General features: G+C 64.5%; 13 protein-coding genes. 4 read left to right on the top strand and 9 right to left on the bottom strand.

Going from position 1 to position 13,189, the window contains the following annotated elements; genetic code table 11:
- Positions 1 to 176: 176 nt before the first annotated feature.
- Complete coding sequence (locus JQ635_RS09320) at positions 177 to 1,283, bottom strand: efflux RND transporter periplasmic adaptor subunit (protein WP_211409569.1); 1,107 nt, start codon at positions 1,281 to 1,283, stop codon at positions 177 to 179.
- Positions 1,284 to 1,599: 316 nt separating this feature from the next.
- Entirely contained in the window at positions 1,600 to 2,931 is a 1,332-nt protein-coding gene (locus tag JQ635_RS09315) for an MFS transporter (protein WP_211409568.1), read from the bottom strand.
- Positions 2,932 to 3,012: 81 nt separating this feature from the next.
- Between JQ635_RS09315 and JQ635_RS09310 the strand changes: the two genes are divergently transcribed.
- Positions 3,013 to 3,492 (top strand): DUF2809 domain-containing protein, encoded by a 480-nt coding sequence (locus tag JQ635_RS09310; RefSeq protein ID WP_211409857.1) that lies wholly within the window; start codon positions 3,013 to 3,015, stop codon positions 3,490 to 3,492.
- 37 nt (positions 3,493 to 3,529) lie between these two features.
- On the opposite strand, the gene JQ635_RS09305 is transcribed toward JQ635_RS09310, so the two are convergent.
- The 3 genes from JQ635_RS09305 to JQ635_RS09295 all read right to left on the bottom strand — a co-directional run bounded on the left by JQ635_RS09305 (position 3,530) and on the right by JQ635_RS09295 (position 5,432).
- On the bottom strand, positions 3,530 to 4,696 hold the full coding sequence (locus JQ635_RS09305) for a winged helix-turn-helix domain-containing protein (protein ID WP_211409567.1): 1,167 nt from the start codon (positions 4,694 to 4,696) through the stop codon (positions 3,530 to 3,532).
- A 115-nt stretch (positions 4,697 to 4,811) separates the two neighbouring features.
- Entirely contained in the window at positions 4,812 to 5,066 is a 255-nt protein-coding gene (locus tag JQ635_RS09300) for a hypothetical protein (protein WP_211409566.1), read from the bottom strand.
- Between the two features lie 120 nt (positions 5,067 to 5,186).
- Positions 5,187 to 5,432: a hypothetical protein gene (locus tag JQ635_RS09295; RefSeq protein ID WP_211409856.1), complete on the bottom strand. Its 246-nt coding sequence runs from the start codon at positions 5,430 to 5,432 to the stop codon at positions 5,187 to 5,189.
- Between the two features lie 500 nt (positions 5,433 to 5,932).
- On the opposite strand from JQ635_RS09295, the gene JQ635_RS09290 reads away from it, so the two are divergent.
- Positions 5,933 to 6,574 carry an OmpA family protein gene (locus tag JQ635_RS09290; protein WP_211409565.1) on the top strand — a complete coding sequence of 214 codons (642 nt, stop codon included), beginning with the start codon at positions 5,933 to 5,935 and terminating at the stop codon, positions 6,572 to 6,574.
- Positions 6,575 to 6,701: 127 nt separating this feature from the next.
- On the opposite strand, the gene JQ635_RS09285 is transcribed toward JQ635_RS09290, so the two are convergent.
- Both JQ635_RS09285 and JQ635_RS09280 read right to left on the bottom strand, forming a co-directional pair.
- Positions 6,702 to 8,651 carry a hybrid sensor histidine kinase/response regulator gene (locus JQ635_RS09285; RefSeq protein ID WP_211409564.1) on the bottom strand — a complete coding sequence of 650 codons (1,950 nt, stop codon included), beginning with the start codon at positions 8,649 to 8,651 and terminating at the stop codon, positions 6,702 to 6,704.
- A 152-nt stretch (positions 8,652 to 8,803) separates the two neighbouring features.
- Positions 8,804 to 10,084, bottom strand: a complete 1,281-nt coding sequence (locus JQ635_RS09280; protein ID WP_211409563.1) for a phospholipid carrier-dependent glycosyltransferase — start codon at positions 10,082 to 10,084, stop codon at positions 8,804 to 8,806.
- Between the two features lie 200 nt (positions 10,085 to 10,284).
- Between JQ635_RS09280 and JQ635_RS09275 the strand changes: the two genes are divergently transcribed.
- Positions 10,285 to 10,986: a FecR family protein gene (locus tag JQ635_RS09275; protein ID WP_211409562.1), complete on the top strand. Its 702-nt coding sequence runs from the start codon at positions 10,285 to 10,287 to the stop codon at positions 10,984 to 10,986.
- 2 nt (positions 10,987 to 10,988) lie between these two features.
- The gene (locus JQ635_RS09270) at positions 10,989 to 12,101 is read left to right on the top strand and encodes a hypothetical protein (protein WP_211409561.1); all 1,113 of its coding nucleotides are present in this window, start codon (positions 10,989 to 10,991) and stop codon (positions 12,099 to 12,101) included.
- Between the two features lie 123 nt (positions 12,102 to 12,224).
- On the opposite strand, the gene JQ635_RS09265 is transcribed toward JQ635_RS09270, so the two are convergent.
- Together JQ635_RS09265 and JQ635_RS09260 are read right to left on the bottom strand one after the other, a co-directional pair.
- On the bottom strand, positions 12,225 to 12,713 hold the full coding sequence (locus JQ635_RS09265) for a VOC family protein (protein ID WP_211409560.1): 489 nt from the start codon (positions 12,711 to 12,713) through the stop codon (positions 12,225 to 12,227).
- A gap of 36 nt (positions 12,714 to 12,749) precedes the next feature.
- Positions 12,750 to 13,178: a VOC family protein gene (locus JQ635_RS09260; RefSeq protein WP_211409559.1), complete on the bottom strand. Its 429-nt coding sequence runs from the start codon at positions 13,176 to 13,178 to the stop codon at positions 12,750 to 12,752.
- Positions 13,179 to 13,189: the final 11 nt, after the last annotated feature.

The following is a 13,189-nucleotide window of genomic DNA, read 5'->3' as shown; positions in this document are numbered from 1 at the left end:
TGGGCAGATTCTGGATCGCTTCGCCGCTTCAGCCTTTGCTTAGGGACAAAGGCCGAAACTCACCTCACACGACGTAACTCGACTTCTCTTGTCATTCCGGGATGGTCCGAAGGACCAGACCCGGAATGACGAGATTCCGGGTTCGGTGCTCCGCACCGCCCCGGAATGACAAGGAACTAAAAAGACAATGACGACACGACCCGCACCCGCTGGCCCGGATCAAGCTTCTGCACGCCGAGGGCAACGATCTTGGCGCCCTCTTCGACACCGCTGGTGATGACGACGTCGTTGCTCTCGTAGGACTTCACCGTCACCGGCTTGAGCGTGACCGCACCGTTGTCATCGACGACGTAGAAGGACGGCTTGCCGCCTTCGTTGAACAGCGCCGACAGCGGCAGCCGCGCGACACGCTCGGCGGCGGCGTCCGACAGCGTCAGCGTCGCGGTCATGCCGAGCGCGACCTTGTCGTCGGCCTCGGGCAGCGAGAACTTTGCGAGATAGGTGCGGGTGGCGGGATCCGCCGCCGGCGCGATCTCGCGCAGCTTCGCTGCGTACTTCTTGTCCGGCTCCGACCAAAGAGTGACGCTGGCGACGCCCGACTTGGCGCGTCCAACCAGCGTCTCAGGGATCGCGACGACCGCTTCCTTCTCGGCAAAGCGGGCGACACGGATCGAAGCCTGGCCCGCGGCGACCACCTGGCCGGGCTCGATCAGCGTTGCGGTGACGACGCCACGGGCGTCGGCAACAAGCGTCGCGTAGGAAAGGGAATTCTTGCTCAGCTCGAGCGCGCGCTCGGCGCGGTTCAGGCGGGCACGGGCCTCGTCGGCGGAAGCGCGGCTCGAGTCCATCTGCGCGTCGGTGGTCCAGCCCTTGGCCTTCAAATCCTTGGCGCGCTGCTCGGCGGCGGCGGCCTGGGCCAGCACGCCAGTGGCGGCGGTCTGCTCGGCCAGCGCCTGCTCGGCCTGGAGCTTCAAATCGACCTCGTCGAGGGTGGCCAGCGGCTGGCCGATTTCGACGGTCTGGCCGACTTCCACCAAGCGCTTGGCGACCTTGCCGGCGACGCGGAAGCCGAGATCGCTCTCGATGCGGGGCCGGACGGTACCAACGAAGCTGCGCTCCGGGGTTTCGGCATCATAATGCGCGGTCGCCACCAGAACCGGCCGCGGCGGCTCGGCTTTCTCGGCGACGGTGTCATTGCACCCGGCCAGCGCGGCGGCCATCAGGGCCAGCGACACACCCGCCAAGAGCTTGGAATAGCTGGACAAAACGGACCGAACAAACATCGGAGGACACTCCTGCGGCTGCAATGAGAGGAATGTCGACTAATCACTGATAAAAGTCAATAATCGTCAGTCATCAGGAAAGCGTGATCGTTAAGGGGTGGTAAGGATTGGAGGATGATTACATGGCGGTATGATTGTAGGGCGGGCTGAGGCCCGCAACCCGGATGGAGCGCAGCGCAATCCGGCCTCAAGCGAGATGCCGTAGGGTGGGCAAAGGCGCGTAGCGCCGTGCCCACCCTCTCTCATTTGAGGATCACAATAACGGTCTGGTGGGCACGCTGCGCTTTGCCCACCATACGGGACCGTTCACTCGGCTTTACCGCCCCTGTTCGGCGAACTCGTGCTTGGTGTCGTGGCCACCCACAAACACCAGAATGCCGGCGAGCAGCGGCAGCACCGCAAGGACGAGCAGACCGGTCGAGGTCTGCCCCGTCGCTTCCTTGACCCAGCCGATCAAATACGGACCGCCGAAGCCGGCGAGATTGCCGATCGAGTTGATCAGCGCGATGGCGCCGGCTGCAGCCGTGCCGGAGAGCCAGGCGGTCGGCAGGGTCCAGAACACGCCGAAGCAGCAGAACACGCCGATTGCGGCGACCGTCAGCGCCACCATCGTCGCCGTGGGATCGGTGAGATAGGAGGAGGCGCCGAGCGCGACCGCCGTGAGCAGCAGCGGCGCACCGACATGCATCACGCGCTCGCGCGTCGCATCCGAGTGCCGCGCCCACAGGATCATGGCGATGGTGCCGAACAGATACGGGATCGCGGTGACGAAGCCGGTCTGCGCGTTGGTGAGGCCGAACGCCTTGACGATCTGCGGCAGCCAGAACTGCATGCCGTAGAGCGCGCCGACGAAGCCGAAATAGATCAGGCTGAGCGCGATCACCTTGGGCGAGGACAGCGCCTCGCCGAGCGAGAAATGCTTCACCGCCTGCTTGGCCGCGATTTCGGAATCGAGCTTTGCCTTGAGCCAGGCCTTCTGCTCGGCCGAGAGCCAGTCCGCCTTCTCCGGCTTGTCGGTGAGATAAAACCAGGTGACGATGCCGAGCAGCACGGACGGAATGCCCTCGATGATGAACAGCCACTGCCAGCCCTTCAGCCCCATCACGCCGTCGAGCCCGAGCAGCAGGCCGGAGATCGGCGCGCCGATCACGGTCGAGACCGGCACCGCGATGGCGAAGGCGGCGAGGAAGCGGGCGCGATATTCGGCCGGATACCAATAGGTGAGATAGAGGATGATGCCGGGAAAGAAGCCGGCCTCCGCAACGCCGAGCAGGAAGCGCAGGACGTAGAAGCTGGTCACGCCGCTGACCATGGCCATCAAGGCCGAGATGATGCCCCAGGTCACCATGATGCGGGCGATCCAGCGGCTGGCGCCGAACTTCTCCAGCGCCAGATTGCTCGGCACCTCGAAGATGAAATAGCCGATGAAGAAGATACCGGCGCCCCAGGAGAAGATCAGCGGGGTGAACTTCAACTCGGCATTCATGGTCAGCGCGGCGAAGCCGAGATTGACGCGGTCGAGATAGGAGAAGAAGTAGGCCAGCACCAGGAACGGGATCAGGCGCCAGGAGATGGCGCGGATCGTCGAGGTCTCGATTTCGCTCTTGGCGGCGCCGGCGGAACCGGCATAGGTCGTGGTCTGGCTCATGGCTTTCCCCCCGGGGTTGTTGCTTTTATGGGCTGATCCGGGGTTTTGAGCATCGCGGGCGAAGAGTCAATGGAACAAGCAATGCACGGGACGCAGCCGGATAAACCTGCTGCGCCGCTGCGGACATCGCTGACCCGCGCCGCGCTCGCGCTGCTCGTGATCGCCTGCGGCCTGTCCCTGCGCTGGTACGGCTTTCCGCTCGGGCTCCCCGCTTTCGTGGTGAAGTACGGCGGCTCGCTGCTATGGGCGACGATGGTGTTCCTGCTGGTCGGGGTTTTGCTGCCGGGACTGACGCGGACGCAGTTCGCAGCCATCGCGATGGCGATTGCGGTCGTCGTCGAGTTCTCACGGCTGATTCATACACCGTGGCTCGATGCGTTCCGGCTGACGACGGCCGGCGCGCTGCTGCTCGGGCGGATCTTCTCGCTGTGGAATTTGGTGGCTTATGCGATCGGGATTGCGTTCGGCGTTTGGATCGATCAGCTCGCCACGACACGCGGTCTCGTAGGGTGGGCAAAGCGAAGCGTGCCCACCACAAGCAGATGGTGGGCACGGCGCTAACGCGCCTTTGACCACCCTACGAGACCGATGCCTGGTCTCACTCCGCCAATTGAAACCGCTCAAACCGCCCGAGCTCCTCCTCGATCACGCGCTTGAGCTCCTTGCGCCCCGCCGTCTTCCTGCCCTGCCCGACCCAGGTCCATTTCTGCATCAGGAGCTTCTTCGCCTGCCGGTCGGCCTTGAGGTCGAGTGCGGCGACGATCTCGTCGCCGACCAGCACCGGCAGCGCGAAATAGCCGAGCTTGCGCTTGGCCTTCGGCACATAGGCTTCGAACAGATGGTTGTAGCCGAAGATGAGGTTGGTGCGCTTGCGCTGGATGATCAGGGGGTCGAAGGGCGAGAGGATGTGCACGAGATCGGGCGGCGGCCTCTCGGCGCCAGCCTCCAGCACCGCGGGCGGCGCCCAATGCTCCTGCTTGCCGGCGCCGTCGATCGCGACCGGGACGAGCTCGCCGCGGCGGACGCGCGAGGCGATCATGCCCGCCACCGCCTTCTTGCGCGGCGCGTCGAGATGACAAATCGAATCGAGGCTGACCACGCCTTGCGAGCGCAGCGCGCGATCGAGCAGATAGGCCGTGATGTCTTTGTTCGATGCCGGTTTCGGCAGCTTGTCCCAGCCGAAATGGCGCGTCATCAGCTCGTAGGTCTTGAGCATGCCCTGGCGCTCGCTGACGGTCGCAACGCCGGTGTAGAAGGCGAGCTGCAAGGCCCGCTTCGAGGGTTTGCGGCTCTGCCAAAGGTGCTCCTTCTCGGTGAGCACGTCGTCCTCGATGTCGCGGATCGTCAGCGGGCCGGCGCGCAGCAGCCGCATCACCTTGCGCGTGTCGGCCGGCTTGACCGAGGCGTACCATTTGTGCCCCTCGCGGCGGTGCTCGCGCATCGCAGGAAGGAAGAAGCGGAAGTCGCCGGCCGGCACGTAAGAGAGCGCATGGGTCCAGTATTCGAACACGCTTCTGTCGACGCTCTGGGCCTGGCGCAGATCGGCGCGGCGATAGGACGGGATGCGGCTGAACAGGATGTGGTGGTGGCAGCGCTCGATGACGTTGATGGTGTCGATCTGGACATAGCCGAGATGAGCGACCGCGTCGGCGACGGCCTGTGCTCCCTCGCCGAACGGCGTGCGTTCATCCAGCCGCTGGGCGTGCAGCCAGATCTGCCGGGCCTGTGTGGTGGTGAGGGGAAGCGGTTTGGGCGCGCGTGACATTGCAGGACGCAATGTAGCGGGATTCGCGCCAAGAAAAACAACGGGGCAAAGCGCAGTCAAAGAAAAAGCCGCGCTGCCATCTGCTGACAGCGCGGCCGGACGGCGCGCGGCGCGCCTACTTCATCGACATCGCCTTCTGCGACTTCATGTAGTGCATGCAGGCGCTCTTCATCTTGCCGTTGCTCATGTCGGTGTTGGCCATGGCCATTTCCTTGTTGGCCGCCATCTTGGCCGGCGTGTCGGGCGTGCCGCCCATCATGGCGGCGGACTTCATCATGTTGTCCTTGGTGCACGCCATCATGGCGGCGGATGCCGGGGACAGCGAAAGAGTGAACGCGACAAAGGCTGCGGCCGTGAGCAAGATCTTCATCGAAAAGTCTCCTCCGTAAAACGAAACCGGCGTCATGCCGGCCTTCGCAATTACGTATTCTCTCGCGCGGACGTTTCGCAGAGAAGACAATTTCCTTGCTGCAGTGCGAAGGCAGAGGGGTCAGCGACTGTCCTTCGGCGCCCCGGACCGGCCACCGAGACTGCCTGTGGCGACGTCCGGCTCGCACGACGCCCTGCCGCGCCCCTCGGCCTGGCAGCGATAGACGCTGCCGGTAAGACGGTCGACCAGCCACATGTTCTCGTCGGTCGGGGCTTCGAGGCCGACATAGCGCGAGGTCAGGCTCGTGATCAGCGTCGACAGCAGGATCGCCAGCGCGATCATCGCCGCGCCGATATAGATGGGCATGGAGCTCAGGGACACAGTCCGATCCGGCGGGCCGCTGCGATAGAATTGATAATCACTCGGCCTCGGCACTGGACGGAACTCGGCTCCCCTCGTCTGCGGTTGGTGGCGAGGGATTCTGCTAGGCATGCATCTGGCCGAAAAATTGTTCGCAGACAGGCCATCGCGCGACGGCTTTGCGACGATCGATGAGCACAGGTTTCGTCATGTGAACCGGCCTTGCGGGCCGCGGCGGCTATCCATGGTGATCTGGGTCACGCCAGGACAACCGCAGCTCGAACCCGCGCCGGGAAATATGCGACCACTCCTCTTCCCCCGCTCGCGCCCGTCCCCGGCTCGGACCGCACCGCTGGGCCGACATGCGGCAGAAACTCGCAAATTGCGCCAGGAGGCCCTCGGAAGCCCACATTTCTACCGTGACCAGGATCACACTTGGGCTTTTGAACCTCCCCTATGCTCGCAGCATCCAATCGCCATCAGGCGTTACAGCGAGGAATACGACAATGACCCGTTTTGATAGGTTTTTTGGACTGAAGGCGATCACTCTTACCGCAGCGCTGTCGATGACGGCGAGCTTTGCGCTGGCCGGCGACAACAATTTCTCCGCCAGCCAGATCGTGGACGCGCTGAAGCCGAAGCCGGTGACCCGCGGCCTGTCCGTCGGACCGCAGGCCGATCCGACCGCGCAAGCCAAGGAAGCGACGTTCCTGAACACGGTGCGCAACCGCTCGACCCGGTCGCTCTCGACCGGCGAGCGCGAGCAGATCGCCGAGTTGGCTGCGACCAAGCCGAAGATCGATCTGGAGATCCAGTTCGACTACAACTCGGCCGACATCGCCAAGACCTCGGTGCCGTCGGTGCAGGCGCTCGGCAAGGCGCTGTCCGACCCGGCGCTGAAGGGCTCGACCTTCGTGGTCGCCGGCCACACCGATGCGATCGGCGGCGAAGAGTACAACCAGGGCCTCTCCGAGCGGCGCGCCGACACCATCAAGAAGTATCTGGTGCAGAACTACGGCCTCAACGGCACCGATCTCGTCACCGTCGGCTACGGCAAGACCAAGCTGAAGGATACCGCCAACGGCGCCGACCCGATCAACCGCCGCGTCCAGGTCGTGAACATGGACACCAAGACCGCGTCGAAATGATCCAGAGCATGATCAGGACCCGGAGGGCCGCGTTAGCGCAAAGTGCGCAGCGGTTTTCCGAAAGGATCATGCTCCAACAATGATCTAGACACACCGCCTGCCGCCGGTGCGGCAGGCGGATCAAAGCTCAGACCGGCACGGCTGCGGTGAGGGCCTCCCGCACCAGCCGCGCCAGCTCCGCCTTGCGGTAAGGCTTTTCCAGGATCAGCGCGCCCTGCCGGACGTGGCCGTTCGCCGCCAGCGTTTCCAGCGCATAACCCGACGTCAACAGCACGCGCAGCTCGGGCCACTCCTTGCGCGCGAGACCCGCGAGCTCCCAGCCATTCACGCCGCCGGGCATCACGACGTCGGTGAACAGCAGGTCGATATGCGGCGCGGCTGCAAGCGTCTGCAAGGCCTGCTTGCCGTCGACGGCGGAGATCACCTTGTAGCCCAGGCTTTCCAGGCTCATGACCGCGTAGGACCGGACGAACGGGTCGTCCTCGACGACCAGCACGATCTCGGAGCCGCTCTGCGCCACCTCTTTCTCGACCGCCAGCGGCACGTCTTGCGTCTTCGCCAGCACGGCCGGGAGATAGATCCGCACGGTCGTGCCGAGGCCCGGCTCGCTGTAGATCGTGACATGGCCGTTGGATTGCTTGGCAAAGCCGTAGACCATGCTGAGCCCGAGCCCACTGCCCTTGCCGACCTCCTTGGTGGTGAAGAAGGGCTCGAACGCGCGCTCCAGCACCCGCTTCGGCATGCCGGAGCCGGTGTCGGTCACCGCGATCACGACATACTCGCCCGGCCCGACGTCGGGATGGACGTTGTGATCGCCTGCATCGAGCGAGGCGTTCGCCGCCGAAATGGTCAGGCGTCCGCCTGACGCCATCGCGTCCTGGGCATTGAGCGCGAGGTTGAGGATCGCCGATTCGAGCTGCGCGGGGTCTGCGAAAGCGTGCCGGAGCGCGGGATCGCAATGCGTGGAGATCTCGATGTCCTCCCGCAGCGTCCGCCGCAGCAGCTTTTGCATGGTGCCGACGAGCTTATCGCACTCGGTCTCCACCGGCCGCAACAGCTGCTTGCGGCTGAAGGCGAGCAGGCGCTGCGTCAGCTCCGCACCGCGCTCGCCGGCGCTGCAGATGTCGTCGGCGAGCCGCTTCAAGTCCCCGCGCGACACCAGCTGCTCGGCCAGGTGCTCCGCGTTGCCGACGATCACCGTGAGGAGGTTGTTGAAATCGTGGGCAATGCCGCCGGAGAGCTGGCCGACCGCTTCCATCTTCTGCGCCTGGATCAGCTGGGCCTCGGTGCGCTTGCGGTCGGACAGATCGTGGATCATGCCGACGAAGATGGACGAGCCGTCCTGCTTGGCCTCGCCGACCGAAAGATCCATCGGGAAGGTCGTTCCGTCCTTGCGCTGGCCCAGCACCTCACGACCGATGCCGATGATCTTCTTGTCGCCGGTGGTGATGAAATTGCGGATGTAGCCGTCGTGCCCGGACCGGTACGGCTCCGGCATCAGCATCCGGACATTCCGTCCGAGCACCTCGTCGGCCTCGTACTTGAACAGTCGCTCGCAGGCCGGATTGAACTTCAGAATCATGCCGTCGGAATCGATCAGGATCACGCCATCGACGGCGGTGTCGACGACCGCGCGCAACCGCGCCGCGCTCTCGCGCAGCTCGCGTTCGACCCGCTCGCGCTCGGTGAGATCGTGGACGATACCGACGAAGATCGAGTCCCCCGCGACCTGCTTGCTCTCGCCGACCGACAGATGCATCAGGAAGGTCGAACCATCCTTGCGCTGGCCCACCACCTCGCGGCCGATCCCGATGATCTTGCGATCGCCGCTGATGTGGTAGTTCTGGAGATAACCGTCATGGGCTTCGCGGTAGGATTTCGGCATCAGGGTCTTGACGTTCTGTCCGACGACCTCGCTGGCGGAATAGCCGAACAGCTTCTCGCAGGCCGGGTTGAACATCAGGATGCCGCCCTGGGCGTCGATCAGGATCACGCCGTCGACCGCGGTGTCGACGACGGCCCGCAGCCAGTCGGCGTTGGAATGGTCCAGTCGGGAGATGCGATCCTCCGTGCCCACGTTCTGCCTCACAGCCAGTCCACACGCGATGATTGATTCAGGCAAGACAATTCTACCGATCCTATGCACGCAAGCGGGCACTGGAGTCCCCGCGACGCTGAGAGGTCCTCTCCAACGATCGGAACGGGGCTTCAGTTTTGCCTGCGAACGCTCTAGATCCAGCTCTGGAACAGCATCAGCCGATTGAAAGTCTGCATCGACGTGCCAATGAAGGCCGCCGAGACCGGCAGCATGACCGCAAAGCCGATCGCGGCAACGCCGACATAGGCCCATAGCAGCCAGCGCGGCATACCGTCCCGACGCAAGACGTAGACCAGTGCAAGGGAAGCCGCGGTCGCGGCCGGCAGGTAGTAGTAGATGAACCCCAGCGTGCGCGGCAGCAACGCCCAGGCAAGCCAGGGCCCGAAGTAGAACGCCGCGATCAGGAACGCATCCCACCGGCGCATGACGATGAAATCGCGCAGCACGACGGCGAGCGCGGCCAGCGCCGGCCACGCCACCAGCGGATTGCCGAGGAAGACGATCGCGGAGATGTTGTTCTCCGCCGTCTTGTCGAACAGGAACCACACCGGACGCGCGAGCAACGGCCAGGACGGCCAGGAGCTCATATAGGTGTGCCCGGCGATCGCTGTCGTGGTGTTGTCGGCAAAGATCCGGCGTTGCGCCTCGACCAGATCGGGCAGCGACAATCCATAGAGCGGGACGAACGTGGCGAGATAGGTCATCGCCGGAAGCACGGCGAAGCAAAGCGCGACATGGAGCGCGCTGAAGTCCGGCCAGAGGTCGGGCCGATACCAATCGTCCGGCTTCGCATCGGCGAACAGCGTGCGCCAGCTCTGCATCAGGCGGATCACCGCGACGATGGCGATGCAGACGCCGAGTGGAAACAGGCCGCTCCATTTGCAGGCTGCGGCAAGGCCGAACAGGCCGCCCGCGAATGCGAACAGCGCATGCGGCCGCTCTTTGCGAAAGCCATGCATGAAGGCGGCGGTCGCGAGCAGACCGAAGCCGAGCGCAAAGATGTCGAGCATCGCGATGCGCGCCTGCACGTAGAGCATCTGGTTGAAGGCCGCGATCAGCGCGGCGGCGATCGCCGGCCCCTGCGCGGCGAACAGCGCGAGGCCGCACAGATAGATCGCGACGACGGCGAGCGCGCCGAACAACGTCCCGGGATAGCGCCAGCCCAGCGCGTTGTCGCCGAAGGTCGCTACCGATGTCGCGATCAGCTCCTTGGCCAGCGGTGGGTGCATCGGATTGAGCATCGGCTGTGATATCGCAGGCGCCAGCATCTGACGCGCCGCCGGCACGTAATGCACCTCGTCGAAGACGAACTTTTCCGGCGTGGTGAGTCCGATCAGCAGGGCCAGATGCGCAATCAGGAAAATCGCGACAGCAATCACTGCGCTCCGCGACACCTTCGGAACCACGGGCAATTCGAGCGTCTCTTGTGGGGCTGTTTTGCGTGGCAAATTGGCTTCACCGCGGAGAAAAATAGTTTGGTTCTCGCCATTGAACGCATTCCGCCGCAACTGTCACTAAGCATGACGCACGTCCCGCGCCGCTTGTGATAATTTCGCCACATCAGAAGCGCGCGCGATCCGGTACGATCAGGGACACATCGATCGGTTGCGAAATGAATTTGCGTTTTTGGCCTTTCCTCACGCTGCTATCGGCCGCTCTGTGCGCGGCGCCTTGCGCGCAGGCGCAGACGCGCGTCGGTGAAGCCGTCGTGATCCAGAACGAGGTGGTGCGGGTGGCCGCGACCACGACGCCGATCAGCGTCGGCGACAGCATGCTGCGCGACGAGACCGTGCGCACCGGCGCCGACAGCGCCGCACGCTTCGTGATGGCCGACAGCACCAATCTGTCGCTCGGTCCCAGCGCCACGCTGAAGCTCGACCGCACCGTCTTCAACGACGAGCACAGCTATCGCGACGTCGCGATCCGCATGACGACGGGCGCCTTCCGCTTCGTCACTGGACATTCCGAGAAGACCGCCTACAAGATCACGACGCCCCTCGCGACCATCGGCGTGCGCGGCACCACGCTCGACATCCTCTCCCAGCGCGGCCGCTCCGTGGTCGTGCTTCAGGACGGCGCCGCGAGCGTCTGCACGCTGAGCTTCCAATGCGTGCAGCTCACCCAGCCCGGCGACACCGCAATCATCACCTCGACCGGCGGCAAGGTCTCCATCACCAAGACCAACACGCCGCCCTGGACCTTCGCCGCCAACTGCGCGGCGAGCGCGGGGCTGTGCGCGGTCAACCAATATGCCGACGCTTCGCCGACCATCACGCCCGCCGTCCATGACGATGGCATGCTGTGCGGGCGGTGACGATGGCAACGTTCCGCATCCGCGACCTGCTTCTTGCCGCCGCGCTGATGGCCATGGCCACCGCGACGCTGACATGGGGTGTGCAGCCGGCCTCGGCCGCAATCATAACCCTGACCAATTGCGAGACAAATTGCTCGCCGACGCCCACACCGGCCTCCAGCCCGTCGCCGTCCCCGTCACCCTCGCCGATCCCGTCTCCATCGCCGAGCCCGACACCAACCGGCGCGGATTCCAGCGGCAATTCGATCGGCGGTCTCGCCAATCAACGCTTCAACCAGATGATCACCAACCGGGTGCTCGGCACAGTGCTGCTCGGCGTCAACGAGCAGGTCAATTGCAGCGACTGCATCAGCGCGTTCGGCTCGGCCGGCTCGTTCTCGGCAGGCATCCACGGCCGCAAGGAGCTGACCAACAATTTGTCGCTGCTCGCCGGCATCGCCTACACCCAGTACAACGAGGGCGGCTACAAGATCACCAGCGCGCCGATCGGCGCTTTCGCGCTGCGCTATGACTTCACCGATTGGGGCTCCTCGCGCCCGTTCTTCGACGTCGGCACCATCCTGACGCCGTGGGAGAAGGCGCGCTATACCCGCAGCTACAACACCAGCCTCGGCCCGGTGAGCGTCACGAGCTCGACCAATGCATCGAACTACGCGGTCTATGGCCGTGCCGGCTGGATGAGCCGGGTGTCACCGCGCGACGAGGTCGCAGCCTCGATCGAAATCTGGCAGCTCTGGCAACGCGTCTCCGGCTATAGCGACAGTGCGGTGGCGTTCAATCCGTTCGACGCTAGCATCGCGACCGGCACCGACCGCACCAGCCTCGTCAAGATCGGCGGCCAGTGGACGCATCTCTACGGCAGCAACATCGAGGCCAACGTCAACGGCGGCTGGGTGCAGTCCTTCGCCGGCCATAGCGGCATCGTCGCCACGGTCACCGGCAACGGCACGGTGGTCCCGACCATAGGCAACCAGGGCTGGTTCGAATATGGCGGCCGCCTCGGCTTCCGCGTGCAAAAGGGCTGGATCGTGGACCTGTTCGCCAACGGCACGCTGGGCCCGCAGCCGGTCGGCAACACCATCCACGGCGGCGTGGGGTTGAGGATCAATTATTAGCCGGCGGGCATGGTCTCGTAGGGTGGGCAAAGCGACAGCGTGCCCACCAACTCTCTCGGTTGAGGCAAGATGGTGGGCACGGCGCTTTGCGCCTTTGCCCACCCTGCGGCACCTGTGCCGACATCACGCCGCCGACTTGCCCTCGAACGCGCGTCGCAACACCTCCACATCCAGCTTCACCATCTTCATCATGGCCTGCATCGCACGCGCGGCCGCGGCCTTGTCGGGACTGGTGAGAAACTCGAACATGACCTTCGGCACTACCTGCCACGCCACGCCCCAGCGATCTCTGAGCCAGCCGCACTGCTCCTCCTTGCCGCCATGGGCCAGGAAAGCGTTCCAGACGCTGTCGACCTGGGCCTGGTCGTCGCAATGGATCATCAACGAGATCGCGTGGGTGTACTCCATCTTCATGCCACCGTTGAGCGCGACAAGGGGCTGCCCGGCCACCGTGAACTCGACGACGAGCACGGAGCCCGTCTTGCCGGACGGGCCGTCCGAAACATTGCGCTGAACGTGCGAGATCTCGGAATTCGGCACCAGCGAGGTGTAGAATTTCGCAGCTTCCTCGGCATCGCCGTTGAACCACATGCAGGGCACGAGCTTCGACATCGTGAATGCTCCTTCTTCAGCTGGCTTGGGTTTCGATCAGGCGTCCGCCATGTCGGACTGCGCGGCGAAGGCTGCGAGGTCCATCCAGTTCACGCCCCACATATGGCCGTCCGGATCCTCGAAGCTGCGGCCGTACATGAAGCTGTATTCGTCCTTGGGGCCGGGATCGGCCACCCCGCCCGCCGCCTCCGCCTTATCAACGATCTCGTCGACCTCGTTGCGGCTGTCCGCGGAGAGGCAGAACAGCACCTGGTTCGAGCTCCTGGCATCCGAGATCGGCTTCGGCGTGAACTGGCGGAACTTGTCGTGGGTCAGGAGCATGGCGAAAATGGTCTCGGAGAAGACCATGCAGGACGCCGTGTCGTCGGAAAATTGCGGGTTCCTGACCGCGCCGACCGCCTCATAGAAAGCGGTCGCGCGCTTGAGGTCGGTCACCGGCAAATTGACGAAAATCATCTTGGGCATCGGAAGCTCCT

The sequence above is a fragment of the Bradyrhizobium iriomotense genome (genome assembly GCF_018130765.1).
Classification (GTDB): Bacteria; Pseudomonadota; Alphaproteobacteria; order Rhizobiales; family Xanthobacteraceae; genus Bradyrhizobium; species Bradyrhizobium iriomotense_A.
This window is presented reverse-complemented; position numbering and strand designations above follow the sequence as displayed.

Excerpts from the sequence above, each read along its gene's own strand:
- JQ635_RS09300 (WP_211409566.1), bottom strand. The coding sequence starts at position 5,066 with ATGAAGATCTTGCTCACGGCCGCAGCCTTTGTCGCGTTCACTCTTTCG.
- JQ635_RS09260 (WP_211409559.1), bottom strand. The coding sequence starts at position 13,178 with ATGCCCAAGATGATTTTCGTCAATTTGCCGGTGACCGACCTCAAGCGC.
- JQ635_RS09265 (WP_211409560.1), bottom strand. The coding sequence starts at position 12,713 with ATGTCGAAGCTCGTGCCCTGCATGTGGTTCAACGGCGATGCCGAGGAA.
- JQ635_RS09315 (WP_211409568.1), bottom strand. The coding sequence starts at position 2,931 with ATGAGCCAGACCACGACCTATGCCGGTTCCGCCGGCGCCGCCAAGAGC.
- JQ635_RS09305 (WP_211409567.1), bottom strand. The coding sequence starts at position 4,696 with ATGTCACGCGCGCCCAAACCGCTTCCCCTCACCACCACACAGGCCCGG.
- JQ635_RS09310 (WP_211409857.1), top strand. The coding sequence starts at position 3,013 with ATGCACGGGACGCAGCCGGATAAACCTGCTGCGCCGCTGCGGACATCG.
- JQ635_RS09270 (WP_211409561.1), top strand. The coding sequence starts at position 10,989 with ATGGCAACGTTCCGCATCCGCGACCTGCTTCTTGCCGCCGCGCTGATG.
- JQ635_RS09290 (WP_211409565.1), top strand. The coding sequence starts at position 5,933 with ATGACCCGTTTTGATAGGTTTTTTGGACTGAAGGCGATCACTCTTACC.
- JQ635_RS09320 (WP_211409569.1), bottom strand. The coding sequence starts at position 1,283 with ATGTTTGTTCGGTCCGTTTTGTCCAGCTATTCCAAGCTCTTGGCGGGT.
- JQ635_RS09295 (WP_211409856.1), bottom strand. The coding sequence starts at position 5,432 with ATGCCCATCTATATCGGCGCGGCGATGATCGCGCTGGCGATCCTGCTG.
- JQ635_RS09275 (WP_211409562.1), top strand. The coding sequence starts at position 10,285 with ATGAATTTGCGTTTTTGGCCTTTCCTCACGCTGCTATCGGCCGCTCTG.